Source organism: Proteus sp. fly-1008, from assembly GCF_040140305.1.
GTDB lineage: Bacteria > Pseudomonadota > Gammaproteobacteria > Enterobacterales > Enterobacteriaceae > Proteus > Proteus vulgaris_B.
Window position 1 is genome coordinate 384618 of the sequence record NZ_JBEEWH010000001.1, and the last position, 25451, is coordinate 410068.

The window sequence follows — 25451 nt, forward strand, 5'->3', positions numbered from 1 at the left end:
TTTTCTTGTTTTAATCGCTCTACACGCTGGAAGTTTTCAAACAATAATGCTTTTAAACCCATCAAGCCAATCGTGAGCCCGTCACGCCTGCGCACAAAAGAGATAAGGTTTGTGTAGGCCTCCAGAGACGCAAATCCTGCGCCAATACATGTATAGCTTTAGTAAATGAATTAACACTAACATTGTGTAATAACATGTAGTATTAAACAATATAGTATTTTCATTATATTATGCTAAATTCACTTTAATATTGGACCAAATAAATTTTTAAGGTTTTTAAATTCACTATCAGAATAGAAATAATGAACATAGTGTTCAAATAACATATTAATAATATTTTCATCATGCATCTTTACTTTTGATTTCAAATCATCAATTAAAAATGCCAGTTGATTTTTTGCAACATCTCTGGGTTTATCCCCTTCGATTTTTCTAAATTCCGTTAAGGAGAAAATTCTATTTAACTCAAATTTAATTCCAGAATTTTTTTCTTCAAGTTTTTTTTGATGATTAATAGGATCTTTCAATAAAAATTGCATCAAACCAAGTTCAGGAGTGCATGGCAAGTACTTTATTTTTTCTTCATTTTTTTCCACTAATTCTAAAAATTTATATTTCTTATTTTGTTGAGCTTCAACTATCGACTCACTCTTTACATCCTCATCTAAAAATGCATATGTTTTTATATTTGAACTAAGAATAAAATTAGAATCACTTATAAATTCAATAACTTGTTTAAACCCCCCTATAGGAACTATTTTGTAGGTAGGTACAGGCCTAGTAGCAAAAGAAATAATCTTATGTTTTTCTATCATTGATGTTAATAACAAAAGTGCCATTTTATCCTCTACAAAGAAAATAAAATCAGGTTGAATTTCATCTTGATACGCTAATTCTCCAAGTGCTTGGGCAGGATAAACTTTTGACTCACATCTCACATTATTTAATCCATCATTTAATAATAACAATATATTATCTCTTGATGCTGTTTTGATAAGGCTTACTGAATGAGTCGAAAATATAATAGTTAGACTCTTTTTTTTAGCTATATTTTTTAAATACTCATATAATGCTAACTGTGCTTGCGGATGTAGTGCCATTTCAACTTCATCAATTAGAACTAAAGAGTTATCCTTTATCTCATTTAAATTAACTAACAATCTAAGAATACATAGTTCACCTAGACTGAAATTTTTCTCACTATAATATATGGTCTTTCTTGCTGCTGTTTTATGTTTTATAAGATATGCTCTACTTCCCTTTCCTCTTTTAGTATTCACGTAACATAATGAATCAAATTTGTCATTTAACAAAATATTAACCATTTCTTTATTAATTTCTGCGCTTACAGGTAAAATATTTTTTTCTTTTAATTCATCATTGGTTGCTTCAATTCTTTTCGAATCAGCTGCGATAAACCTTACTTCTGGATATTCGAATTCACTCAAAATAGTGCTATTCTTTCTCGGTGTTGGTGCCCATCTTGTATTTCCATATGAGTAAGACACACTTTTATCCATGACATTATAAATAATAGATGCGTTTTGGTAATTATCTATCTTATTAGAATTATTAGTTGTTTTAAATGAATTAGCAAAAGCATTACTAAAGCCTATGCGGTGAAGAGCTGTAAGAAGAGTTGTTTTTCCTGTGCCATTTTTTCCTGTTAAGATATACACCCCTGTAGGAGGTAAAGAAAAACTTAGCGTTTTAATATTTTTAATGTTGTTAATAACTATTGACTTTTCCATATCTTTTTCTCGTGATTTCAATGAAGTTTTATGTTTATATGTTCAGAGTAATTAATACATAAATAAATAAGTATTTAAAGCTTTCATTGAGTAGTAGTTATTATTTAACATATTAATATTTTCAGCAGGAAAACCATTATCAAGTAGAAACAAGAAGTATCTGAAATTATTTTTAATTGTGAATTTTACCATTTTAAATTAAAAAACATAACACCTATCGCTTTAAATACAATAGATCAATTTCATATTTAAAGAGATTTTGCTTTACTTATTTTGCAGTCGTGCGAATTAAGTAATCAAAGGCGCTTAATGAGACTTTTTACACCAACTTAACACACGGATATAAAAGAATTTAATCAGCGTCAATGTCCACATATTGGCCACATTTCTGAAAGCCTCTTGAAAGAGAGGCTTTTTGTTTTGGTTATTTTTCAAAGAAGTATATTTAGTCCACATTAATAACTCATTGTGGATACCTGATTTAAAAAGCGTTAAAGTTAGTGAATAATTATCAAAAAACTTTCATAACGCAAAAAGTCGTTATGAATTTCACTAATACATAAATTTTTCGCCTAAATCAAGTTAACTACTATAAAATTTGAACTCACCTTCATATATAAATAATATTTTATTATTCATAACCTTGTTTGATCATCATCACATTAATATATTTTATATATATGTTAAAAACACTTAATAACATTAATTTTTTTTATATTTAATAATAGGAAGGTAATGATGTCCATACAAGAAATAGTTCAGCAACGGAATATCACTAGATTATTCCACTTTACCCACCGTAATAATCTTTCTTCAATCATAAATAATGGATTAATGAGCAGAGAAGCTTTGAATAATATGAATACGGGGTATAGACATAATGACGATCTTAGAATAGATGGGCATCTAGATGCTATTTGTTTATCAGTAAGTTATCCTAATTCACGAATGTTTTATAGATATAGATGTTCATCTCCAAATGACTGGGTATTATTAGCATTATCTCCTGCTATTTTATGGGATAAAGATTGTGCTTTTTATCCCACAAATGCAGCATCTAATATGGTTAGATTCAATGATGCATCCTTGATGAAAAACCCAGAATCCTTCAATGCTATGTTTAATGATACCTTTTCACAGGAAAGAAATAGTATTCTACCAAGCGAGTATCCTACAGATGTTCAAGCAGAAGTTCTTGTTTTTGATCCAATTGAAACATCCTATTTTTTAAATGTTTATCACCCAAATCAAGATTCTGCCTTATATTTTGATAATTTGCATCCAACAATAGAACATCGATATTATGCTAATCTTAGTGGCAAAACATTATATTCTCATAGAGACTATTTTTTAAATTAGGATAAGTTATGGCTGTTAGACCTATTTTTATACCTTCATTACATGGAGATATATTATCTATAACAAAGGATATTGATTTTCTTTGGGCCCCTGGCATGGCAAAAATACAAAAGCAGAAGTCAATTAGAGCATTACATACGGCAGCTAATGCTCAAGGAATAACTAACTTATTAGAGATATCGAGTAAATCAGAAGATGAAAAAGGGGTTGCTCTTAGCGCATTTAACCTAAAAATCAAAACAAAATTACTTGCTAAAGAATTCACGGTAGAGTCTGCATTCCAAGCAAGCAAAGTTTTCGAAAATGGAGGGCCTTATGTCGATCTATTAGATAAAAACTCCAGAGAGTCAAAAAAAGATATAAGATTAAAAGAATCTGGGAACCTTATAAGTTTTAAATTTTATAATACAATTTGGCCACTTATTCCACGAACAGCTTTTTATGATTGGTTGTATTTAAGTGCACTCAACCAAAACAAAAAGTTAGCAGAATATTTATTAAATTTTGATGGATTTACGGATATTGAATTTAATCCAGCCAAATCGATAAATTGCCAAGCTAGAGCAGCTGCTTTATATGTCTCTTTGGTCAAGAGGAACAAATTAAAAGACGTACTATCATCACAAAATAGCTTTTTATCTAATTTATCATATCATTACGGAGTAGAAAATTATTCCATCCAACACAATCTGATATAAAAACTCAGTTTTTAAACCCGAGCCCACCATAAAGGGCTCTAAAATTAAGATAAAACTAAAAAGATATTTTTAACTGCTATACCGATTTATCACAACCTTCCATTATAAAATAACTAGCTAAATCCCCAACACCTGCTGACAACACTTATCAATATGCGGCTCTACCCGTTCAATCAATTGAGGTTTTGAAATAAACCGTGTTACGGTTTCATGGCTGACGAACGTTGCGCCACAATTTATATTCTGGCACTGGTTATAACGTTCTTTGGTATCGGAAGATATTTGCTGACTACTACGAGTATGCGCGGCATGACCACAAACAGGACAAATCATCATAAACGGGTTACCTCTTTATGATGTGGAAATTACCTGTAATTATACACAGGCACTATTCCTTATCCATATCTATCTCACTGCTTTTGACTTCTAATTCTAACGAGGTGGTAAACCCGCTATTGTTCAGTGAATGACTCACCGTAACCAACGTCCAATAGGCTTCATCAATCTCAGGTTTAAAACCGCTGACTTGTACCGGTAATTCAGGAAAGAGATCTGCACGCCCTTTCGCAAGGGTAATACTAAATGAAGCAACGCCTCGCTGTATTTTTTCCCATGCGGCTTTAGCGGCGCGTTCGGCATTGGTTTTACTCGCGTAAGTGTGAGACAACACCATCACATTACCTTCTTCACCAACAAGATACTCCCCTTGTTTCTCTTCTTCTTTTTTCGGTTTATCAGTAGTTGGTTTTCTGCGCCGAATTTGTGATTGTGTTTTCTCTTGCGGTTTACGAGTGTTTAAATAATTGGCGGTGACACCGGTATAAGCGCCTCTATCTACCAATGAAAAACGGTGCCCATCCCCCACACTACGGGTGATTTGTACTAACGGTAATGCTTGACCGCTAGCGGTGGTATTGCTCCCTTGCACCATAAACAGCAAATTACCGTTTTTAACACAGGCGGTGGCACCGTTCAATTGCCCTAAACGCGTTAAAAAACTGCCGTCTGACTCATTGGTCTGGTCGATATGTTCAATCTTCACCGTATCAAGACCAGGATCAACCACCGCCGTGACATTATTACGCCCTGCAATGGTTCTGACGATATCGCCTAATATTTTTTGATGGTACGACATTTCACGGCGAACATTCAGCGTTGCCCTAAAGTCGGCACTACGAGCGCGTAATGTCATTTTATCCGGTACACCTGAATGCTCTATCTCATCGACCGTAAACGAGCCTTTATGAATAAGGTTTTCACCTTGCCAACCAAGATGTAAAGTTAATACCTCACCCCGCTTTGGCATCATTAACGCGCTGTCAGAATCATCTAACTCAATATCAAGCCGGTCAGCTTCAAAGCCCCGATTGTCCGTTAATGAAAGCGAAATTAATCGCCCTTGAATTTTGGCACTGATATCTTCATCACCAGCGATTAACACAAAAGCCGGCGTGCTACTTTTACCGGTGATCATTTCTGGCAACATTATGATAAAACCCCTTTCATTGCTTCACCGGCACCATTGGCCATCATGCCTAATTGGTCGCTTAAATCTCCCAACATCTGACTGATGGAGTCATCCACCCGTTTTAATGTCAGAGAGAAATCAATTTTTCTTGCGGCACCGTCTTGGAAAAATTCGGTGTGAGTGCGTTGTAAATCGGTGATCACAAACATGCCGTGAATGGTGCCCGTACCATCAATAAACGACCACGCTTTACCACTATCCGCCATTAATTCCAATGCCAACAACGACACTTTACCGCCGGTTAATGAGGGATAAAGCGCTCCCGATAAAGTGATCACATCAGTATCAGGGCCAATAAATTGTTGTGCCGGTCGGCGTACAAGTTATTCCACTCAGTGAGATTGCGGCGAAAGATGAATTTCTCAATATCAAGAATGTTAGCCGTGACGATATGTTAGCGGCACACCGTGTACCGCCTCAAATGATGGGGATCATTCCACAGAATACCGGTGGCTTTGGTGACGTAGAAAAAGCGGCAAAGGTTTTCTTTCGTAATGAGTTGGCGCCACTGCAAAGCAAGATATTACAGATTAATGATTGGCTAGGTGAAGAAGTGATTAAGTTTGATAAGTACACGCTAGATGATGAGTAACCTCACCGCATAAAGAACAATACCGCCGACACTGGCGGTATTTTTTTACCTGTAAGATATAAGTATCGGTCTGACTAATAATAATAGTAACCCAATTCTATTATACCGTTTACATCCTGATAAGGCGAATCCGCCTAATTTTCACCCTCTCAAACCTGTATTAAATTCGCCTACAATCCATTTTAAGCGCATGTAATTTATTTGACACCTAGATAACTTTTTCTTGCTTTAATCGCTCTACGCGCTGGAAATTTGCGAGAAATAATGTTTTTAACTCCCTCAAAACGCAATCGTGACCCCGCCACGCCCGCGCACTAAAGGGGGATATTTTTGTGCAATTGTGCCGATGATAGCAAGCCACGCCAGTAAAGGTGCAGAGTAGCAAATTGGTTAACGTTAAATTTGTGCAATTTTATGCGAAATTGTGAGGTTATTTACATTTTATATTGTAATAGCTCAGGCTTATTTATTTCTAATTGATATATACCTTTCTTCGCATAACATTTAAAAGATCTTTTTAAAATCCGGACATTACCTATATCCCACATATAATAGTTGTCTTTCCATACTCTATTTAGCGTTACCTCTTCAGTTTGATTTATAAAGTCATGTAATGTCCATCTTTTCACTGAAAACACATCAACTATAGCAATAGCAGTAGCATTCATATCCATATCATCATCATTATTAAGATATATATTATTCTCTACCAACAATAAATTATATAAAGGTAATTCTTGTGGGTACCAAGACCTAATTTCTACGTTTTTCTTTTTTTCGATTATATTAGTAACTGCTGGGTATACGATAGATAATGCATTTATATATATTGACATTACCCCTCCCCTATATAAAATAAATATTTTATATTCTAACATAAGGAAATAAACATTAATGAAAATATTTATTTCAGGCGTTCATGGGGTAGAGAAAAGTTTTTTATGTGATAAATTTGTAAAATCAAACAATAATTTCATTCACTTAAGCTCAAGTGAATGAATATCACAGGTTCGCCAAAAAAATTGGCGATAACAAAAAAATTGCTTTAACCCCAGAAGAAAATCAATCAGCGCTTTTGCACGAATTAGAAAAATATAACCATAAAAAAATATTTTGCTAGATGGTCATTTCTATTTAATTAATAAAAACGATGAAACAATGAAATAATGAAACTCGACCATTCTATTTACAAAAAAATGGAACTATCAGCAATAGTTTTATTGGAAAATAATGCCGATATAATCAAAGAAAGATTTAAACGAAGGAATGCTGAAATCTAATTTTCATTAGATGAGCTAATTAAAAAAGAAAGATAAAATGCTATAGAAGTATCAAAAACTGATAACATTAGGTTGGAAATAATTAACTCTTATGATATAAATCATTTTAATAACTTTATAAATGATATTTATTTGAAGTAAAGAAATGAGCACTAAGTGCTCATTTTTTAGATGTACCTAAATGACTGTGGTGGCATCTTAGTTCCAGGTAAAAAATCACTTATAAGCATCGGATTTTTATAGCGCTTTGGGTTTTTCACTTTTATTGCAAAAGCCGTAACCTTTTCGTGAAAATATTTCTCAAAAAATGCTTTGCTTATTCCTGCAAATTTTTCAGTTTTTTTCCATATATCTACAGGGGAGGAGGATATTATTTCATCAATTTCGAATTCACCAATAATTCTACCAACAGGATGGCTAGCATAAATCACAACAATTTTAACATCCTGATTTTTAAACAAAACCTTCCTGAATTCAAATTTTTTTTCACCAGATAAAATTAATTCTGCATACTCTGGCTTAATCGATAATAAGACCTTCATTTACCTGTCCTGTTTCTAAAATCTGTCTAAAATGAGCATTGTTCAACGGGACAAACCCCCAATACGTACCCTGTATATCGTAGCCTGTAATATCTACGATGTCATTGAGTATTACCCTTTTCTCCAAAGAAAAATGATATCTAAACTTGATAATAAATGGATATCTTTTTGTTTGATAGAAATCATCTAGTTGATGTTCTTCAAAAATTGTATTCTGCCCACAATAATTTTTAAACTCTTGAAGGCTTGAAAATTCATTAATATTCTTCATATCAGCAACTACACAAACTGACGTTGCAACAGAGCGAAATCTTGCAGGTCCCGCGCCATCAGTTGTTCTATAAATTAATAAGTTATCGCCGATACGTAAATTATCAATACCTCTCATTCCTGTTATATATACTTTAGTTACACTATTCGCATAAACAGTATCTTGGATAATCGACTCATCTTCATTATTCAACTTTGATTCTGGAAATAATTTTGTATGAAACTCAGGATAAATACTTAGCAAAAAATTTCGACTATTTAATCTGATTCGAGGAAACGAACTAGACATATTATCAATTCCTTTTCTAATATCATTCAGTAACTTGTTTAAAATATACACCTTCTCTACCACTCGGTGTTTCCTTTAACTTTCTTGAACGTAACTCAAATCCAACAGATGTTAAAAGCCTAATTAAGCCTTCATGCTTATCAAAGATGGTCACATATATGGTATTTATTCTTTTTTTAAGAGCATAATTGATTAACTTTGAAACAAAACGCTCTCCGAGCCTTGTACCATGCCCATCAATTTTGAATGTTCCACATTTCAATCTTTGCTCTTTAGGAAAACTAGGCTCCATATCATCTAAAGATTCATCTTCTTCTTTTAAGTATAGAAAACCATCGATTCTTCCGGAGTCATTAATAGAGACAATAGCATTATGGTCTCTTTTTTTATTAAACCAATTTTCAAACTCCGGATAATCACTTTTCAGTGAATCAAAAAATGGATCGCTTAAATCTATTGATGAAAATAATTTTTCGACTAATGCCATACCCCCCCCTTAAATATGCTCATATTATTCACATTTAGTAGAATGTAAATGATCGTACTCACAATACTTAAATTTTATTCATGAACATGATTATCTCGATTTTACGAAGTGAAATAGACAATAATTAATTGAAACTATTATTTATATCCCCCCTCTCGGAAACCGGTTACAATGGTTACACCCTACAAAAACCACCTCTAACTCACTAATTACAAAAAACTCTGTTGTAACTTTTTACAGGTTACAACGGGTTACAAAACAGGGGTTAAAAAGTTACATCCTTATAAAACAATAAGTTATATTTTTTATTTGTAACCTCTTTAAACGGTTACACGTAACTACAAAGTAACTCATTTGTAACCTTTCCTAATTCCTATATTTCTACGTTTAATCAATAAGATATAAGCCTATTTTAATTTTGTAACCATTGTAACCGCTTTCCGAACCCCTCCCACTAATTTTCTATTTATATAAAAGACACTTAACAATGATTATTTATTGTACAAATATTTATATCTTCTCTATTTTGTTGCTCTTGGTAATTATGATAATGACTTGATGATTTTCTATAGATAAAAGAAAGGCTACACATCGGCAGCCTTTAGATGAATGAAGGGAGAAACTAACTCTCGCTGTTTTCCTGAAATACCCAGCACTTAATTACTTCAGGTCTTTTTAGCGCACTCCCTATCGCCAGTGAATTATTAAATTGACTGTTTACTACACTCCTCACAGTCTTAATACCCACAAACTTACGCATACGCCCTGCTTTCAGTAAGTTTTTAATATCAGTATTTAATAACATTGATTGTCTGTGTTCACTGGCAACCTGCGCAATATGGTTAAAATTCACTGCATAAACGCCCTGCTCAATACTATGATTAACACCAAATGGCTCATTATCTTGTAGATAATCGAACATATCCCAAAATTCCATAACTGGCGGTTGATCCAACTGAATGGCTTGAACACGTTGTTTAGCTAACTCAATAATAAAGTTACGTGTCTGTCGGATATGCGCATCTTTTACTGGCAATACCAATGCTAATGTTTCCAATAATGCGATTAACTGTGCATGATTCTTGGCGATCCGCTCATGGTTAATCGCCTTATCCGCAAATAACTGCGCCTGCAAATCATCTACACGCTCATTGTATTGTTTTAATATTGCAGCTTCTTTCATTAATACCTTAGGTAAAAAACCTGATAACTTTTCAATGGGATAACGTTCAAGAGCAATGGCTGCATAACGGGTTTCTACGCTTTGCTCAGCCTTATCAGTATAAAGATGAATTATTCTCTCTAAAATAGCTCGTGAGGCATTAATCTCGGCATTCTGTGCAATCACAATACTGCCTTTAAATAATGGCTCATAAGTCTCATTACCACTGTTTTTTACCCCTAACGAACGAGTTGCACGGCCGTTATACAAAGATTTCAACTCCTCCCAATCAAACGCTTTTAGTTTTGCGTTATCTTGTACGCGATCACTTTCAATTAAGCACACTGGTAAATTACTAATTTGTGAAAAATTACGCCCCCGAGCTGCAACACTCGATTTTGATGCATCGAACCCTTCATAATCTGCACGACCACATAAACGCCATAAAAACTCAATTAAGGTACTTTTACCCGAACCCGGCTCACCGCAAATCTCTAAAAAAGGATAACTCTTATGTGTTCTTCGTATTTGTTCAGCAAAAAGGGACCCAACCCAAAACGCTAATACAACATAGCCCTTCACACCAAAAGCCTCCCAAAGAGAGCCTAACCAATTGGTATCAAATTCGCTAAAATCCGTATTAATAGATAATGATGGGCTAAGGCTTAACGTCTTAATATCGAGTTTATTTAAAGAAAAATAATCTTCCTCATTCAACGTAAAACACTTACCGTCTTGTATTGCCACATCATTAAATACATACACACCATATTCTTTGTTGTAGCCCACATAATTTTGAGTGATCACCTCTTTGATATCAGGCAATGCCTGTTTGCAAATACGATCTAATTGTAAAGTTGTACCTGTATAAACCGCCCCTTTTGCCACATGTAATAAACGCTTTTTAAATTCACTGGCACTCGTTAATTGTGAGGCGGTAAAAGTCGCTTTAACTTGTGGCTGTCGAGGAAAATCAACACGGATGTAATACCATGATTCATCGGTCTCTACCGATTTTTGGAAATATAATGGCGTGGGGTAACAGTTGGCTATTTCAATTACGGCGCCAGACTCTTTAACGGCTTTTTGTCTGGCTTCATCCTCATCTAAATCAGGCTCTGCATCATGAATACGCTCAATCGTCTTCATCATTTTGTCGATATCTAACTTAAACCAATACAAACGGTTATCATGCTGAAAATCAAACTCTGAACGCTCCGTCCAATTAAACATTAAACGTGCTTTTTCAAACGCAGTGGAAGCTAATAGCAACTTCCCATAATAACGATAACGAGCCATATCTCGTTCAGTTAACTTGCCTTTCATGTGCAAGTCATTCCAATCGTTCCCATTATCAACTTCTGCTGGTCTGGTGGCAGTCGCTTTCCAACCTTCCTCATGACTACGCGCAACAAACTTACTCATAGCCCGTTCGCCAGCTGCACCATTATCTAATGCCCAAATCAATAACGGTTTTTTATTGCTACCAATTTCTGCTTTTAACTTGGCTAAAGCAATTTCAGGATAATTATGGCAAGTCATCAGTGAAACTGCTGTCATACCATTTTGAATAAGACTTAGCGCATCAAAAATACCTTCAGTAAGCCAGATCTCTTTAGCTTGTGTTAAATCTTGTTGGGGTAATGACCACCAATGCCCTTTATAAGAACCAAAAAAGTTAGCTTTACGATCAAATCTTGATGGTCTATCAATAATACGTTCCCAATATGCGCCCTCTGGTAACGCAAATTTAACTGTTGCAGCACCTAACCCATTAGCATGATAACTAGATTCTGAATAGAGCCCCTTTAATGGCTCAATGTTCAACCCTCTAGCGTGCTGTAAATAGGCATCTGCTGCCGCATTGGGTGCTTGTTGTGTCTTAGGGTAATGAGTTGACCAATCGTCAAATATATCGGGATAAATTTCTTTTACGATCAATTCAGCACCACATTTATTCTCACGGCCACAACGCAACACAAACGGCATTTCAATTGAAGTAAATAACTCTTTTTTCTTACAGCTTGGGCAAACACCTTGACGCAAATAGCCATTTTGCTCTTTGAATTGAAAATCGTGTATAAGACGAGGTAATAACGCCTGAATATGGTATGATTTCATGAGATAACCTTAGAGCACACAATAACTGCCTATCCCGCAGGTTGTGTGCTTTTTATTTACTTATAAAAAATGATTCTCATATGCTGTGATAATGTTTTTCTTTTAGCTCAAGCAATATTTGGCAATCAATACATAATGTGCAGCCTATAACTGCTTGGCGACGGGCTTGAGGTATTGGATGATCACAATTCTCACATTTAAACGCCGATACACTCTTTATTGCCTTTCTCGTTGCTTGAATATTTTGTTCCAGCACTCGCTCTGCATATTCATTGGCACGATCAACTGCATCAGACATAATTAAGTTCTCCTGCTTCTGACTCCAATTTATCTGCCTCACCAATTAATAACTGGTGAACCTGCGCGTAATCTAATTTATCTATTAATACTTTGTTGGCTAATTGACGCTGACGATCGGCAAAATGATTTATTAATGATTTACGTTCATCTTCTCTATTTGCTTTTATATTTTCAGCTACAGGCGTAAATATAGGTTCTGGAATATTTCTCATTTTAAAACCTCATTTTTAGGTAATAAAAAGCCCTGACCGATAAAGGTCATTATTTAATTTCTAAATATTGATAATCTAATTAAATCGTTTGAACCGATTTTTTATCCATGATCGGAAACATGGTGTATGGTATATTTTTTATGCCTGCAATTTCTTGACAGGAAACAGGCATAAAAACCATTGCAAAAAAGGAAATCCAATGAAATTTTATGTTCATGTAATTAAACAAAGCTCTTATTGGGAGCTGGTATATAATGATTTAAAAATAGCTAGTCCAGCTTTTTCTTCTAGAATGGAATCCATTGATAATTTAGAAGAAACTATTTTATATACTGAGCAAGCTGATTTAGATGTCTGTGACGATAAGAGCCTGATATATTTTAAATTTGAAGAAACATCCAATGGTTGGCACTGGATCGCACTCTCTGATTTCAACGGCATAACCAACTTAGTTATAAAGCAAGAAACGCATCTGCCTTCATATGAGACAGCTCGCTTAAAAGCTGAAATATTTAAAAATGAAATCATTTCATCCCCTATTGTCGATTCTGCTGGCGTATTAATTCCCAATATGCATTTTTCAAAAGAATTCTCTTCTAAATTTGATATTGGTGATTTACATCCATCTGCACGCCGTAAACATTTTTAATTAACTAACATTGCCATTCACAAGACAAATCTTTATTTATTGTTATCGTAAATAAATGTGAGTGGCTATTTAGTTTCTGACTTCGCTCAATGATATAACGAAAAAAACTTAAAAATTTTGCAAACGGAATACTTGGGCTAAAGTCAGCCATTCCACTTACAGAAATTAAAACTGTATTACCAATATTATTAACTGGAATAAAATGTATCAACTGTGATAATTCAAAAACAATACTATTTATTGGTGAATATTTATCTTCAATACAAATATATACCCCATTTTGTGTATTCTTAACGATTGAATTACTTTTCATTTTTAGCTTTCCTTAACCCATCAATATATTTAACCGCCTCAGCCATTGCATCAAACTTACCGAATGACTGATCATCTAGCCAAACGTGATAACGAGTAACTGGGTTCATTGCTTTTCGTGGCAACTTAATAATCGTAAAGCCACGATACAGAAAACTATGCTCAGTTATTTGTCGTATCATGATTTCAGTCCTAACCACACTAACCAACCGTCACGCATCTCTTTTGGTAAAGATTCATAAGCCATCTTTAAACCGTTATTCCATGCAGGCAGATAAACATAGTTTTCGGCTCTACTTGAACCCGGTCTTTTCATTTGAACAATGGGTAACTTTCCTGCTTTGCGCATATCTGCAACTGCACTCGCCGGCTTACCGATTAATTCAGCAAATTTTTCCTCAGTCACGCCATCTGACAGACTTACGATTTTCTCTCTCATCTGCTACCCTCTTATGTCAGGCGCTTTATAGCGCTTTCGTACTCTTTGCTTCATTGCAAGGAAATATCTAATACTCGATACAACATGGAGAACTCCACATAATATCAAGATCGCAAGGTGAGAAATTACGATTAATGCGTAACTCCGAACAGATGACAAAAAGGGAACTCGCTGATTTGGTTGGGCTAAATTATGCAACCTACCACGGTTATGAAAATGACAAATCGAAAATGACGTTTGAATCAGGTGTGAAAATCTTTTCCGCCAAAGTATTCAGGAAATATCGAGACTGGTTTATGTTCGATGAAGTTAATCCTGATGCTGGGCAAATCGCACCGGCACTCGCACACAGTGGGCAAGACAGCACGCAATCATCCCACTCAGACAAGAAAATTGGATAACAATACATCAAGCATTTTGCGAATTTATTGATTCGCAAAGCATTTGTTCCATTGGAGGGCTTTCTTATGACAATTAAGAAACTCGAAAATGGTCAATATGAAGTGGACATTAGACCGGCTGGCCGTCACGGAAAACGGATCAGACGACGCTTTGAAAAGAAGCAAGAAGCTATTTTATTTGAACGTTATTCACTGGCTAATCAGCAAACAAAAGATTGGGTAGAAACATCAACCGATATTCGCCCTCTTAGCGATTTAATTGATATTTGGTGGGAAGTGTTCGGCAAAAATACACCTTATGGAAGAATGACACACCTAAGAGTGAGGCGTATTGCTGAATCACTGAATAATCCCCCTGTTTGCCAATTAACCGATAAGCAATTGGTACTTTATCGTGAGCTTAGACTCGCTTCTGGCGTAAAAGCCTCAACGATAAATAGGGATATCTCAGCACTCAGCGGTATGTTTACGGCGCTTAAAAAAACGGATTTCTTTTTAAGTAAACATCCCGTTCAAGGAATATCACGGTTAAAACAGCAAACGACTGAAATGTCATATCTAACAGATAATGAAATTCAGCAATTATTAGCATTATTGGAAGGTGACAACCTAAAAGTTGCCGTTCTCTGTTTAAGCACTGGTGCCCGCTGGGGTGAAGCACTCAAGCTAAAACGTGAACATGTGATCCAAAATAAGGTGAGATTTACGTACACCAAAACCAATAAGCCAAGAATTGTGCCAATTTCTCAAGCTGTTGCAGACATGATTTGTACAAAGAAATCAGGATTGCTCTTTACTGAAACGTCTTATCACATGTTTCGTAGAGCAATTAAAAAAGTGAAGCCCAGTATGGCATTAGGTCAGGCAACCCATGCATTACGCCATACATTCGCCACCCATTTTATGATGAACGGCGGAAGTATTATTACGTTACAACGCATATTAGGACACACTAATTTGCAACAAACGTTGACCTATGCACACTTTGCTCCAGACTTCTTACAAGATGCCATTCAATATAACCCCTTGAAAGGTAGTACAGAATTACTGGTTTAGAGTGTCCACATATTGTCCACACTTGAACACTTAGGGGCACTTTTCAGCCCTTTTTGATGGTTTTATGTACAAAAAAAGGCATCTTAAAAAAGATGCCTTTCTCTATAACTGATTGATTATCTTTGATTTACTTATTTTGCAGTCGTGCGGATCAAGTAATCAAATGCGCTAAGTGAGGCTTTAGCACCTTCACCGGCGGCGATAATAATTTGCTTATACGGTACTGTAGTACAGTCACCTGCGGCAAAAACACCTTTAATATTAGTTTCACCACGAGCATCAACAATAATTTCGCCCATCTTATTACGCTCAACAGTACCTTCTAACCACTGCGTATTAGGTAATAAGCCAATTTGAACAAAAATACCTGCTAACGCAATATCGTGCATAGAATCATTGGTACGATCTTTATATTTTAGACCGGTTAATTTAGTACCATCACCATACACTTCTGTAGTTTGAGCATTTAAGATAACTTCTACATTGCTTAAGCTACGCAGTTTTTTCTGTAATACAGCATCGGCTCTCATTTCTGGCGCAAATTCTAACACTGTGACATGTTCGACTAAGCCTGCTAAGTCAATTGCAGCTTCAACACCTGAGTTACCACCACCAATCACGGCGACTCTTTTGCCTTTAAATAGAGGGCCATCACAGTGTGGACAATAAGTTACACCACGAGTACGGTACTCATTTTCACCAGGAACATTCATATTTCTCCAGCGAGCACCTGTTGCAATAATTAAGCTACGGGTTTTTAAAATTGCACCTGATGCTGTTTCAATTTGGTGTAATTCCCCTTCTGATGCGCCTGGGATTAAACGACTGACTGTTTGGCTATCAATCACATCCACTTGATAATCATCAACGTGGGCTTTTAATGCACCTGCAAGTTTTGCACCTTCTGTTTTTGGTACAGAGATATAGTTTTCAATATCAACAGTATCAAGAACTTGACCGCCAAAGCGCTCACCAATAAGACCTGTGTTTAAACCTTTACGCGCTGAATAAACTGCAGCTGATGCACCTGCAGGGCCACTACCAACAATCAATACATCAAATGCATCTTTTTGGTTTAATAATTCCGCAGTACGCTTTTCTGCATTGCTGTCTATTTTGTTAACGATTTCAGCTAAAGTCATACGACCTTGACCAAATTCGTTACCATTTAAGAATACAGCTGGAACGCCCATAATATTGCGTTCCTGAATTTCATTTTGGAACATGCCACCGTCGATCGCTGTATGTGTGACCTTCGGATTTAAAATCGCCATTAAGTTTAATGCCTGAACAACATCTGGGCAGTTATGACAAGAGAGCGAATAATAGGTTTCGAAATGAAACTCACCGTCTAACTGACGAATTTGTTCAAGTAATTCTTGTGCTTCTTTTGATGGGTGACCACCAGTTTGCAGTAATGCTAAAACTAATGAAGTAAATTCATGGCCTAATGGTGAACCGGCAAAACGAACACCCGTTTCTTTTCCTGGGTTAGTAATAAGAAAAGATGGTTTACGTACATCAGCGTTATTATCTTCACGATAAGTGACTTTATCGGATAATGGTTCGATTTCTTTTAATAGCGCTTGAATATCAGCTGAATGTTTACTGTCGTCTAATGTTGCTACTAACTCAACTGGCTGAGTTAATCGTTCTAAATAAGCTTTCAATTGAGCTTTTAAATTATTATCTAACATTTTTGCACCCTCAATAAAATCGGGTGCCGAAACACCCGATAAATAACTTTTTTAGTGGCTTAATTCTTATTTAGATTTTGCCAACTAAATCCAGTGATGGAGCTAAAGTTGCATCACCTTCTTTCCATTTTGCTGGACAAACTTCGCCTGGGTGGCTAGCTACATACTGAGCAGCTTTAACTTTACGCAGCAGGTCTGATGCATCACGGCCAATACCTTCAGCTGTGATTTCAATTGCTTGGATGATACCTTGTGGGTCAACAACGAAAGTACCGCGGTCTGCAAGACCTTCGTTCTCACGCATATTTTCGAAGTTACGAGTTAATGCGCCAGTTGGGTCGCCAATCATACCATATTTGATTTTACCGATAGTTTCTGAGCTGCTGTGCCATGCTTTATGGGTAAAATGTGTATCGGTAGAAACTGAATAAATTTCTACGCCCATTTTTTGGAACTCAGCATAATGATCCGCTAAGTCACCTAATTCGGTTGGGCACACAAAAGTGAAGTCTGCAGGGTAAAAGAAGAAAACGCTCCATTTGCCTTCGACGTCCTTTTCAGTCACTTCTACGAATTGACCGTCTTTAAATGCCATGTTTTTGAATGGTTTGATTGGGGTATTAATTAAAGACATTGTATTTCCTCCTGTTTGGTATGGGAACTAATGTACCTATTCCATTTGAGAATAGCTAATACATTCCTGCTATCAGTTCAATAGGTTTTACCTAATGAGTTGAAGAAATTGATAGAGATAGGTTAACGAAATGTAGCTATTAAAGCAACTAAACAACATGGCAGTATGCCTTACTTACTATCAACCAGTCTCTTTATTTAATATCCTTGTCTTAAATAGCGATATACTTATAACGTTATGAATTATAAAAATAATAATTCAACCTATCACAGATTAGCTTAATACTATTGTGCTAATTTGGCAGGTTTAAGAATAGTATAAGTACACTCAAATGCCGCCTTTTGAATACGATAAATATCTTGGCTATCCATCGTGGATTGAACAACCGCATCACCTGGTTGAAAACGTTGCAATTCTCCCCATGGGGCTTTCATTGCAAAAGCGGGTGTAGATCCTGGCACAATAAAATAATTCATTTCAATTCCTTTCGGAATAAAAGCTTGATAATCATTAGGATAAGAAATTAAATTAATTTTGTTTTTCTCTGCAACATTATAGCGTTGAACAAATTTAGCTTTTCTTACCAATATTTCTTCATTACCTGTCTCTGGACAGATATTTTGCACAACCCAATCCCCTACTTTTGCAGGTTCAGAGACAGTTTCAACACCTTCACCTTTAATAATGGTTGTGATGATCTCGCCTTCTTTAGCCGGCCTTGCCAATACAGGTTTGGTTTTAATAGCAACTCCTGTGATCCCGGCTTGCTGGACTTGAGTAAAATAAGCTACTCGCTCTTTTTGTGGTAATTGTGACAGGTCATCTGCAAATACGAAGGAAGGAATTAAGGCCAAACCTATTAATAGTGTTTTTATTCTATTTTGCTTATAGGTCTTATTATTATTTGGATAACTGTTTTGTGTATAGAAAGGCATTGAAGTATTTCCTACTTAATATTAATCGTATTTAAATACGTTATTTTATGTCTGTAATTGCTAAACAGATTATGACAGGAAATAAAACTATGACACGAGTAAAATCCGTTATCTAGCAGGGAAAAGATCAAAAAATCGAGAGATCTCACAACTTAAAAAAGAGAATATGTAATTAAGAGTAAAAAGCTTCAAACCATTAAATAAAGCATTAAAATACATCCAATTAAATTTATCGAACTAAAAGAAATTACTTATGCAAATAATTTACCCTGATGACTATTCTAAAACTGGCAAACCCGATGAGGCCTTTGAGCAAGAATATCGTTGTGCCAAAGCACTCAATATTCATTGCTTGTTGCTCTCATCTGAAGATATACCATTGGGTAAATATAAGTTTTCACACCCTTTTAAATCAGAACACCCCGTTATTTGGCGAGGTTGGATGCTAAATAAAAATGAGTATCAACAGTTATACGATGCCGTGGATATTCATGGCGGAAAAATGCTTGAAACACCAGAAGATTATATTCGTAATCACCACATAACTGGTTGGTATGAATATTGTAAAAAGTTCACACCAGAAACCGTCATTGTTAATGCAGAAACGGATTTTGAAAAGTTAACTAAGCAGCTTCAATGGCCAGCCTATTTTGTGAAAGATTATGTAAAATCGTTAACGACAACGAGAGGCTCTATCGCTAAAAATGCAGATGATATTAGGGAAATACTAAAATTGATTACACAATTTAGGGGAAATATTGAAGGTGGCGTCAGCCTTCGCCGGGTTGAAGAATTTATTAATAATAGTGAACGTAGATATTTTGTTTTAAATAAGAAAATATTTTCTGCAGATAATGAAATTCCTGAGTTTGTAAGAAAAGTAGCGAAACAGATAAATACGCCTTTTTATTCCATAGATGTAGTCAAAAACACGGCTGGAGAATTACGCTTAGTTGAGGTTGGTGATGGACAAGTTTCTGACATTAAAGAGTGGCAGGTTGAAAAACTCGTTAAAGCCTTTCTTTTATCAGGTATTTGAGGTTTTACATACTTATCGCTATATATAAAAAGGCAAAGACTTCAATTAATAACAGTACATTAAAATTTGAAGTCTTTAGATGTAAGACTAATACCTAACATAAAGTATCAAAAAATAAAATTAAAAGAGATACTTAAAGCGAACACGAGCACCGTAGCGATCTTTATCGCTACTATGTACATTTATCTCGTCTTTGCCATCTATCCGCGAATAATAAGCACCTAAATAGGTTTTAAAATTATCCATATCCAAGATATTAGGCAGTTCGTAAGAAGCAAATACTGTATTGATATTGTACTTACCAGGATTAAGCGTTAGATAGGTTTCATTTTGCCCATTATGCCCGCTTGTTTGATAATAAGCTTTAATATCATTATGTGCATAGATATAACCTAATTGGAATTTACGCCACAATATATTACTACCTATTGAAAAATCATTTTCATCTTTAGCATCAAGATAAGCAGCACTTAAGTTTGCAACAATGCCATTAGTAGGATCATCAGCTAAAGTATCCCATTTTAACGTTAGCCCATAGCCAGTGCGACGTGATTGATCTTGGAATTTTCCATATTCATCCTCATAACCATAAGCTTTACTTATTACGTTTGCGTCTATCGCACCTGCAATTGTTAGGTTATCTTTCTGCCATGCAACAACTGGTCGCATATAAATAACATTTTTACGATTATCAAGTTTACGCCCGTGATACTCACCATCTTTGAAAACTGAAGTTCCATCTTCAACTAACGCATTTAACTCAAAATACCAGTCGTTGTAATGTGTGTTAACCATCATGCTACCACCATCACTACTACGGCCACGCCCTTCTTTCATCATATAAATATAGCCAAAACCATCACCATATAAATCATTTGCAGTATTACCTGAATATTCGACGAAAGTATCTTGATTCAAAGGAAACATATCAAACGCTTCATAACGGCCAATTTTATATTCCCATTTATTACGTTGGCCAAAGTAAAAAGCAGCATCATCTAGATTCATTTTACCCGTCATGTCAGCCATAGGCTGAACACGAAAACCAGCATAATTGCCATTTTTTAATTCTCGTTCACCATCAATACCGATTAAAATCCGCCCATTAAGTGACCATTTTTCATTATCTTCAAAGTCTTTTTGCTTACCAGGCATCATTCTCATTGATGTTAATTGACCTTTTTTACTTGCTGCATCAATATTATATTCAACATCTCCATACAATTTGAGATCACCCCAATTTGTATTAGTAGAGAAAAAACCTGTACCTTCTTTATTTCCTGTATTAGTAAGCTGAACTGACTGTTTTTGTTGAAGTTCATTTAGCTGAGCCTGAGCGATATTGGCTTTAGCTTGAGCTTCATCTGATTGCTTTTCTAATACAGCAATGCGTTGCTCCATATTTATTGCAGTAACGTTATTTACAGGTTTTACTTTAGAACCATTATTTAAATTAATAAGTTGCTCAAGACGAGCGGCTTTTTGTTCTGCTGCAACAGCTCTTGCTTCAGCCGCATTAGCACGTTGTTCTAACGCATTTAATCTTGCTTCTATAGCACTTATATCAGTTTGTGCATTAGCACATAACGGTGTAGCGAGTATCAAACTTATCACTACAGATAATGCTTTCACTTTCATTCGAATATTCCTAAGTTAGCAAATGTTGATTAAATAGGTACGGCAAATACATAACAATCAACTTAGTCGATCGATTGTCCTATTTGATATAGCGTATTATTATTTTTATGCGGCAATATTTTTATAGATATCAACCGTTTATTCGTATCGCTATTTCTATTCTCAACAATAAATAAACCACTATCTATGTTACCTTTCTCTAATTTATGTGCATTAAATGCACGTATTATCAAGTAAGGTATACGTTTGAAGTAATGCACTTATTCTCGTTTAAGTGCTTACGAACGTTTATTATTTTGATCTAGTATTTATTTTATTGTTATTACAAGAATATCTCTGGTTTACGTTTTCTATTTTTATAATGGCTCACTAACCTAAATAAAATAATCGCTAATGTGGAACATTTCCACAATCATTTGTGATTTTTTTGATATCAGTACAATAACCTAAGGAAAATGCTACAAATGGTCATCAAAAAATGATGACTTATAAAAATAAATAAAGGAGTGATTGCTAAGATAGTAATTAGGAAATAAAACGAGTTTTACAAGGAAATTGTTGGTTTCTGTTATTTAAAAACCATTTTTATAAAGCAGTAGGCGAGGAGAAACAACAGATAGAAAAAAACTGACAGAGGTCATATTATGATAACCTCCGTCCATCATTATCATATTCTGCCAGGTTTACGTAATGCTCTACGAAAGTAAGAAACTGGCATTTTAGGGCAAATTTGTTCTTTTACAGCTGGATTATTTTCTAAATCCTCTTTTTCTATTTCATTATGTCTTCTTGTATTTTGTGGTTGAGTATCTGTTTTATTCATCTTCCCTTTCCTCTGAGATCAATGCCTCATTAATAGCTTCGATTTTCTCAACTGCTTCATTAAGAATAGAAGCAATACGTTCCGCTTTTTCCACTGAAAGCTCTTTTAACACCAGTTTATGGCGTAATACAGCCTTTAATTTTCCAACAGCAGACTCAATCTCTTCAGAAACACCACCCGCGTTTTGAGACAAGTCTCTCGCATAAGCAAGTTTTCTTTGAATATTGGCATCTATTTCCTGATGTTCAGTTAAAAATGCAGAGCCTTCAGGTGTGATGCTGTAATTTTTACGACCTTTTTCAGCAATAGTGGCAACCAGTAGATCTTGCTCTTCAAGTAATGTTAGTGTTGGATAAATAACACCAGGGCTAGGCACATATAATCCTGACGAGGCTTCATCTATTTCACGAATAATTTCATAACCATGGCTCGGCTTTTTCGCAATCATGCTGAGCAATAAAACTCGTAAATCACCATGATCAAACATACGTTTTAATTGACGACCTTGGCCTTTACCTCGCCCACCACATCCACGACCGCGTTGTTTACCTTGTTTTTCAAAACCATGTTCGCTATGACAACGTTCACCGCGACCTTCATGTCCGTGATCATGTTCACCATGACAACATTCACCACGACCTTTATGTCCGTGATCATGTTCTCCATGACAGCATTCACTGCGACCTTTATGCCCGTGACCATGTTCACCGTGACGACATTCACCGTGACCTTCATGCCCATGTTCGCCATGACAGCAATGCTCGCCGTGATTTCCATGGTGTCGATCTTGTTTCCCTTTACCCCCACAACGTCCTTTTCCGTGACCATGGTTACCATGTTCGCCGTTTTCGGCGCGTTGTTGATAAAGTGAATGTAATGCTCGAATCATCATAAATATTCCCTCATTGTTTTAGATATATCGAATTTATATAATGCAATATAAACCGATATATCTAAATGATCAAGTTTTAGATATATCTAAATATGCATCTAAATCCACTTTATCTTTAACAATATGATTTATCTATGATTATATACATATAAGACAGAGAGTTATTATGAATGATTCTCATTATCGAGTTTGCTTTTATGTGCTATCAGTGGAAATAAAAGAAGAAAAAATCAAAATAGCTATAAAAAATAAATTTTAGGGAAGTAGTTGTCGCTCTGTTTTAGTGAGCTGATGATTACAAGTAATAAAGAGAAAACGATAAGTGACGACGTCACCTTTTTTTGTGAGGAGAACCATTAAATGTAGATAGAGCCCCAAAAAAGCGAAGATAATGAGATATCACTCATATCTTCGTTTTTTAGGGTGAATATTTTTTAGTGATAAAAAATTATTGTTATAACTATCTCTCTAACGCAGATAAAACGACCTTCTTAATATATTGGTACCCTGCCTCAATTTGTTGTTTATCACCTATTTGTGTACTTTTTATGGTAAGTTGTAACAGACTTAAATGTTTGATTGTTTCCCATTCATTTTTATCTAGACAACACTCATGACAAAACTGTGCAGGCGCATCATCACTATTACGAGCGCAAAGTGTAAGTAAGCTTAAGTCTTGCCTGTAGTGACTTTTTACAACTAAGTTCTCATATATTTCTTTATTCAGCTTATTTTGTGTTTCTAAACATTTATTCCCTTTTTTCACAACTGCAAAATTCAATTTATTAAAATCAGATGCTGATAAAACTCGAATAAAATAATGCTCCCCTTCTTTCTCAAAGGCTTGAGCTTGATTAAAGAATTGTTCAAGTTTGACTCGTGTTTCCCATTGAATTTGGGCATATTTTCCATATCCCGATAAAGTAAAGGGATAAAGTTGATGTACACTCCACATTGAAGCCACTGCGGGTGCTGATTGAATACCGTCAATTTCGGGAACTCCATCAGCTTGCTCTGGACATAATCTTGGTGGGTTAGTTAGAAAATGACTCATGCGTGCATCTTTAATACACACGACACCCGTGGGATAAGGTGAAAAACCAGCTTGAAAAGGCTCAAAAGAGACAGAGTCTGCAAGAGAAAGTTGTGTGACGCTTTCATATATTTCTGGGGTTAATTCAAGTAGAGGCGCTTCTTTTTTTAGTTTTTTGCACAATGTCTTATAAGGAATAAGTTCGTAATTATCATCAAGGAATAAGCTTTTCATATAGCCGAATTGTGAAGCATCTATATGAATATAAAAAGAATTTTTGTATTTTTTTTCACACTCTCTTCTTAATTCAAAAAGTGGTTTTAATTTATCAATGCTGCCATAAGATGGAGATCCTAGCATGCCAATAATACCCAAAATAGGTTCACCCTGTTCAATAAGGCGTAAAACAATACTACGCATTTTTTCAGTATCTGTTTTAAATGATCCATCAATGGGCAATGCAATAAGGTTGTCATATCCTAACCCCAATATATCCATTGCTTTCTTCCAAAATTCAAAACGCGAAACAGGGACAAGCAATTTTCCTAAATGCATCGTTTTTGTCATACCCGTTCCCCGGCATGTCAAATAACTAACATCATCAAAAATCTCACGTTTATGAAGTTGTTCACCCATAGCTAAAATATCTGAGATAGACATATTGAATAATTCAAATGCTTTTTTATCAGCAACCAAATCTCGTGACTTGGGATGGCGGGCAATGGCCATTGGTAATGTTTTTAAATTTCTAAGTGCCCATAATATTTCATAGCAAGCAAGGGTATGACTTGTCGTGATATGCCCAAATGCATCTTTCGATGAATAGCCAATTAATTTACAGAGATCATCTATAATTTTCTTTTCTTGTTGTTTTTGTAAGGGGGAGTGGTGATTAAAAACATTATCTGAATTGTAAGCCAATGCAGAAAGGTAGCCGAATTTAGCCAATTGCATCACCTGTGAATGATGATGAGAAAAATAAGGCTCAATATCTGATTGAGTAAAATTGCTTTGCTGTTTTAGTGTTTCTAAAATATTGTCATAAGCATTATCTACTGCTTTTTTTTCAATCGTACAATTTTTTATTTTAGTCTCTAAATTATCACTATTATTTTTTTTTGCTTTATTTGCATTAGGAAAAGAATACTCACTATTCATTAATATTTTTGCCATCTCTCGATGATAACATGCTAGGGTATCAACGGTTCGGGTATGGTATACACGCTCTGTAGCACTCAGACAGGTTTGTTTATGATTTGCCATCATCGCACCTATATATAAATTTTTGTTATTTGTTTTAATGAGAATTGTG

At 35.2% G+C, this 25451-nt stretch carries 27 protein-coding genes and 1 pseudogene; 7 read left to right on the forward strand and 21 right to left on the reverse strand.

Going from position 1 to position 25451, the window contains the following annotated elements; all coding sequences use genetic code 11:
• Positions 1–239 precede the first annotated feature (239 nt).
• Complete coding sequence (locus ABN256_RS01790) at positions 240–1751, reverse strand: ATP-dependent nuclease (protein ID WP_349439007.1); 1512 nt, start codon at positions 1749–1751, stop codon at positions 240–242.
• Between the two features lie 738 nt (positions 1752–2489).
• On the opposite strand from ABN256_RS01790, the gene ABN256_RS01795 reads away from it, so the two are divergent.
• Both ABN256_RS01795 and ABN256_RS01800 read left to right on the forward strand, forming a co-directional pair.
• Positions 2490–3110, forward strand: coding sequence for a DarT ssDNA thymidine ADP-ribosyltransferase family protein (locus ABN256_RS01795; RefSeq protein WP_349439009.1), 621 nt, complete (start codon positions 2490–2492; stop codon positions 3108–3110).
• An 8-nt stretch (positions 3111–3118) separates the two neighbouring features.
• Complete coding sequence (locus tag ABN256_RS01800) at positions 3119–3808, forward strand: DarT1-associated NADAR antitoxin family protein (RefSeq protein ID WP_349439011.1); 690 nt, start codon at positions 3119–3121, stop codon at positions 3806–3808.
• Positions 3809–3925: 117 nt separating this feature from the next.
• Here ABN256_RS01800 and ABN256_RS01805 read toward each other — a convergent pair whose 3' ends face one another.
• The 3 genes from ABN256_RS01805 to ABN256_RS01815 are packed head-to-tail and all read right to left on the reverse strand — an operon-like array spanning position 3926 to position 5614.
• Positions 3926–4144, reverse strand: coding sequence for an ogr/Delta-like zinc finger family protein (locus ABN256_RS01805; RefSeq protein WP_349439012.1), 219 nt, complete (start codon positions 4142–4144; stop codon positions 3926–3928).
• A gap of 52 nt (positions 4145–4196) precedes the next feature.
• A complete protein-coding gene (locus tag ABN256_RS01810; protein ID WP_349439014.1) occupies positions 4197–5294 on the reverse strand; it encodes a phage late control D family protein in 1098 nt (365 codons plus the stop codon).
• Positions 5294–5614, reverse strand: a complete 321-nt coding sequence (locus ABN256_RS01815) for a phage tail protein (protein WP_502929683.1) — start codon at positions 5612–5614, stop codon at positions 5294–5296. The genes ABN256_RS01810 and ABN256_RS01815 overlap by 1 nt, the downstream gene beginning before the upstream one ends.
• A gap of 35 nt (positions 5615–5649) precedes the next feature.
• Between ABN256_RS01815 and ABN256_RS01820 the strand changes: the two are divergent.
• Positions 5650–5928, forward strand: a pseudogene (locus ABN256_RS01820) (phage portal protein); the annotation flags it as partial.
• 434 nt (positions 5929–6362) lie between these two features.
• On the opposite strand, the gene ABN256_RS01825 reads toward ABN256_RS01820, so the two are convergent.
• The 7 genes from ABN256_RS01825 to ABN256_RS01855 form a co-directional block, all read right to left on the reverse strand.
• Entirely contained in the window at positions 6363–6764 is a 402-nt protein-coding gene (locus tag ABN256_RS01825; RefSeq protein ID WP_349439015.1) for an ASCH domain-containing protein, read from the reverse strand.
• Positions 6765–7375: 611 nt separating this feature from the next.
• Positions 7376–7750, reverse strand: coding sequence for an ASCH domain-containing protein (locus ABN256_RS01830; protein WP_349439017.1), 375 nt, complete (start codon positions 7748–7750; stop codon positions 7376–7378).
• Positions 7728–8309 carry a hypothetical protein gene (locus ABN256_RS01835; RefSeq protein ID WP_349439018.1) on the reverse strand — a complete coding sequence of 194 codons (582 nt, stop codon included), beginning with the start codon at positions 8307–8309 and terminating at the stop codon, positions 7728–7730. The genes ABN256_RS01830 and ABN256_RS01835 overlap by 23 nt, the downstream gene beginning before the upstream one ends.
• Positions 8310–8331: 22 nt before the next feature.
• Positions 8332–8796, reverse strand: a complete 465-nt coding sequence (locus tag ABN256_RS01840) for a GNAT family protein (RefSeq protein WP_349439020.1) — start codon at positions 8794–8796, stop codon at positions 8332–8334.
• A gap of 622 nt (positions 8797–9418) precedes the next feature.
• Entirely contained in the window at positions 9419–12079 is a 2661-nt protein-coding gene (locus ABN256_RS01845) for a toprim domain-containing protein (protein ID WP_349439021.1), read from the reverse strand.
• 76 nt (positions 12080–12155) lie between these two features.
• Complete coding sequence (locus ABN256_RS01850) at positions 12156–12377, reverse strand: TraR/DksA family transcriptional regulator (RefSeq protein WP_349439022.1); 222 nt, start codon at positions 12375–12377, stop codon at positions 12156–12158.
• Positions 12370–12591, reverse strand: coding sequence for a DUF2732 family protein (locus ABN256_RS01855; RefSeq protein WP_110706638.1), 222 nt, complete (start codon positions 12589–12591; stop codon positions 12370–12372). The genes ABN256_RS01850 and ABN256_RS01855 overlap by 8 nt, the downstream gene beginning before the upstream one ends.
• 199 nt (positions 12592–12790) lie before the next feature.
• On the opposite strand from ABN256_RS01855, the gene ABN256_RS01860 reads away from it, so the two are divergent.
• Positions 12791–13240 (forward strand): hypothetical protein, encoded by a 450-nt coding sequence (locus ABN256_RS01860; RefSeq protein ID WP_349439023.1) that lies wholly within the window; start codon positions 12791–12793, stop codon positions 13238–13240.
• A 4-nt stretch (positions 13241–13244) separates the two neighbouring features.
• Here the strand turns inward: ABN256_RS01860 and ABN256_RS01865 are convergent, their stop codons facing one another.
• From ABN256_RS01865 to ABN256_RS01875, 3 genes are read right to left on the reverse strand one after another with little or no spacing between them, the layout of a single operon-like run.
• Positions 13245–13553: a hypothetical protein gene (locus ABN256_RS01865; RefSeq protein ID WP_349439025.1), complete on the reverse strand. Its 309-nt coding sequence runs from the start codon at positions 13551–13553 to the stop codon at positions 13245–13247.
• The gene (locus tag ABN256_RS01870) at positions 13543–13734 is read right to left on the reverse strand and encodes a hypothetical protein (RefSeq protein WP_109849559.1); all 192 of its coding nucleotides are present in this window, start codon (positions 13732–13734) and stop codon (positions 13543–13545) included. Before ABN256_RS01870 ends, ABN256_RS01865 begins: the two co-directional genes overlap by 11 nt.
• Positions 13731–13991 carry a Cox family DNA-binding protein gene (locus tag ABN256_RS01875; RefSeq protein ID WP_349439026.1) on the reverse strand — a complete coding sequence of 87 codons (261 nt, stop codon included), beginning with the start codon at positions 13989–13991 and terminating at the stop codon, positions 13731–13733. The genes ABN256_RS01870 and ABN256_RS01875 overlap by 4 nt, the downstream gene beginning before the upstream one ends.
• A gap of 101 nt (positions 13992–14092) precedes the next feature.
• On the opposite strand from ABN256_RS01875, the gene ABN256_RS01880 reads away from it, so the two are divergent.
• Together ABN256_RS01880 and ABN256_RS01885 are read left to right on the forward strand one after the other, a co-directional pair.
• Positions 14093–14392 carry a helix-turn-helix transcriptional regulator gene (locus tag ABN256_RS01880; protein ID WP_349439200.1) on the forward strand — a complete coding sequence of 100 codons (300 nt, stop codon included), beginning with the start codon at positions 14093–14095 and terminating at the stop codon, positions 14390–14392.
• 66 nt (positions 14393–14458) lie between these two features.
• Positions 14459–15448, forward strand: a complete 990-nt coding sequence (locus ABN256_RS01885) for a phage integrase (protein ID WP_109849561.1) — start codon at positions 14459–14461, stop codon at positions 15446–15448.
• Between the two features lie 131 nt (positions 15449–15579).
• On the opposite strand, the gene ahpF is transcribed toward ABN256_RS01885, so the two are convergent.
• From ahpF to ABN256_RS01900, 3 genes are all read right to left on the reverse strand, one after another.
• Positions 15580–17145, reverse strand: coding sequence for an alkyl hydroperoxide reductase subunit F (gene ahpF / locus ABN256_RS01890; protein ID WP_349439028.1), 1566 nt, complete (start codon positions 17143–17145; stop codon positions 15580–15582).
• Between the two features lie 70 nt (positions 17146–17215).
• The gene (gene ahpC / locus ABN256_RS01895; RefSeq protein WP_006536680.1) at positions 17216–17779 is read right to left on the reverse strand and encodes an alkyl hydroperoxide reductase subunit C; all 564 of its coding nucleotides are present in this window, start codon (positions 17777–17779) and stop codon (positions 17216–17218) included.
• Positions 17780–18063: 284 nt separating this feature from the next.
• Positions 18064–18714 (reverse strand): hypothetical protein, encoded by a 651-nt coding sequence (locus tag ABN256_RS01900; protein ID WP_349439030.1) that lies wholly within the window; start codon positions 18712–18714, stop codon positions 18064–18066.
• A gap of 253 nt (positions 18715–18967) precedes the next feature.
• Between ABN256_RS01900 and ABN256_RS01905 the strand changes: the two genes are divergently transcribed.
• Positions 18968–19753, forward strand: a complete 786-nt coding sequence (locus tag ABN256_RS01905; protein WP_196552974.1) for an ATP-grasp domain-containing protein — start codon at positions 18968–18970, stop codon at positions 19751–19753.
• Between the two features lie 120 nt (positions 19754–19873).
• On the opposite strand, the gene ABN256_RS01910 is transcribed toward ABN256_RS01905, so the two are convergent.
• From ABN256_RS01910 to ABN256_RS01925, 4 genes are all read right to left on the reverse strand, one after another.
• Positions 19874–21391, reverse strand: coding sequence for a carbohydrate porin (locus ABN256_RS01910; protein ID WP_340893038.1), 1518 nt, complete (start codon positions 21389–21391; stop codon positions 19874–19876).
• Between the two features lie 667 nt (positions 21392–22058).
• On the reverse strand, positions 22059–22214 hold the full coding sequence (locus tag ABN256_RS01915) for a hypothetical protein (RefSeq protein ID WP_164526352.1): 156 nt from the start codon (positions 22212–22214) through the stop codon (positions 22059–22061).
• Complete coding sequence (locus tag ABN256_RS01920) at positions 22207–23106, reverse strand: PadR family transcriptional regulator (RefSeq protein ID WP_349439031.1); 900 nt, start codon at positions 23104–23106, stop codon at positions 22207–22209. The genes ABN256_RS01915 and ABN256_RS01920 overlap by 8 nt, the downstream gene beginning before the upstream one ends.
• Before the next feature lie 460 nt (positions 23107–23566).
• Complete coding sequence (locus ABN256_RS01925; protein ID WP_340893041.1) at positions 23567–25402, reverse strand: tyrosine decarboxylase; 1836 nt, start codon at positions 25400–25402, stop codon at positions 23567–23569.
• Between the last annotated feature and the right edge of the window lie 49 nt (positions 25403–25451).

Bases quoted from the DNA above. Each gene is read 5' to 3' on its own strand.
- ABN256_RS01790 (WP_349439007.1), bottom strand. From the start codon at position 1,751: ATGGAAAAGTCAATAGTTATTAACAACATTAAAAATATTAAAACGCTA.
- ABN256_RS01795 (WP_349439009.1), top strand. From the start codon at position 2,490: ATGTCCATACAAGAAATAGTTCAGCAACGGAATATCACTAGATTATTC.
- ABN256_RS01800 (WP_349439011.1), top strand. From the start codon at position 3,119: ATGGCTGTTAGACCTATTTTTATACCTTCATTACATGGAGATATATTA.
- ABN256_RS01805 (WP_349439012.1), bottom strand. From the start codon at position 4,144: ATGATGATTTGTCCTGTTTGTGGTCATGCCGCGCATACTCGTAGTAGT.
- ABN256_RS01810 (WP_349439014.1), bottom strand. From the start codon at position 5,294: ATGTTGCCAGAAATGATCACCGGTAAAAGTAGCACGCCGGCTTTTGTG.
- ABN256_RS01825 (WP_349439015.1), bottom strand. From the start codon at position 6,764: ATGTCAATATATATAAATGCATTATCTATCGTATACCCAGCAGTTACT.
- ABN256_RS01830 (WP_349439017.1), bottom strand. From the start codon at position 7,750: ATGAAGGTCTTATTATCGATTAAGCCAGAGTATGCAGAATTAATTTTA.
- ABN256_RS01835 (WP_349439018.1), bottom strand. From the start codon at position 8,309: ATGTCTAGTTCGTTTCCTCGAATCAGATTAAATAGTCGAAATTTTTTG.
- ABN256_RS01840 (WP_349439020.1), bottom strand. From the start codon at position 8,796: ATGGCATTAGTCGAAAAATTATTTTCATCAATAGATTTAAGCGATCCA.
- ABN256_RS01845 (WP_349439021.1), bottom strand. From the start codon at position 12,079: ATGAAATCATACCATATTCAGGCGTTATTACCTCGTCTTATACACGAT.
- ABN256_RS01850 (WP_349439022.1), bottom strand. From the start codon at position 12,377: ATGTCTGATGCAGTTGATCGTGCCAATGAATATGCAGAGCGAGTGCTG.
- ABN256_RS01855 (WP_110706638.1), bottom strand. From the start codon at position 12,591: ATGAGAAATATTCCAGAACCTATATTTACGCCTGTAGCTGAAAATATA.
- ABN256_RS01860 (WP_349439023.1), top strand. From the start codon at position 12,791: ATGAAATTTTATGTTCATGTAATTAAACAAAGCTCTTATTGGGAGCTG.
- ABN256_RS01865 (WP_349439025.1), bottom strand. From the start codon at position 13,553: ATGAAAAGTAATTCAATCGTTAAGAATACACAAAATGGGGTATATATT.
- ABN256_RS01870 (WP_109849559.1), bottom strand. From the start codon at position 13,734: ATGATACGACAAATAACTGAGCATAGTTTTCTGTATCGTGGCTTTACG.
- ABN256_RS01875 (WP_349439026.1), bottom strand. From the start codon at position 13,991: ATGAGAGAGAAAATCGTAAGTCTGTCAGATGGCGTGACTGAGGAAAAA.
- ABN256_RS01885 (WP_109849561.1), top strand. From the start codon at position 14,459: ATGACAATTAAGAAACTCGAAAATGGTCAATATGAAGTGGACATTAGA.
- ahpF (WP_349439028.1), bottom strand. From the start codon at position 17,145: ATGTTAGATAATAATTTAAAAGCTCAATTGAAAGCTTATTTAGAACGA.
- ahpC (WP_006536680.1), bottom strand. From the start codon at position 17,779: ATGTCTTTAATTAATACCCCAATCAAACCATTCAAAAACATGGCATTT.
- ABN256_RS01900 (WP_349439030.1), bottom strand. From the start codon at position 18,714: ATGCCTTTCTATACACAAAACAGTTATCCAAATAATAATAAGACCTAT.
- ABN256_RS01905 (WP_196552974.1), top strand. From the start codon at position 18,968: ATGCAAATAATTTACCCTGATGACTATTCTAAAACTGGCAAACCCGAT.
- ABN256_RS01910 (WP_340893038.1), bottom strand. From the start codon at position 21,391: ATGAAAGTGAAAGCATTATCTGTAGTGATAAGTTTGATACTCGCTACA.
- ABN256_RS01915 (WP_164526352.1), bottom strand. From the start codon at position 22,214: ATGAATAAAACAGATACTCAACCACAAAATACAAGAAGACATAATGAA.
- ABN256_RS01920 (WP_349439031.1), bottom strand. From the start codon at position 23,106: ATGATGATTCGAGCATTACATTCACTTTATCAACAACGCGCCGAAAAC.
- ABN256_RS01925 (WP_340893041.1), bottom strand. From the start codon at position 25,402: ATGGCAAATCATAAACAAACCTGTCTGAGTGCTACAGAGCGTGTATAC.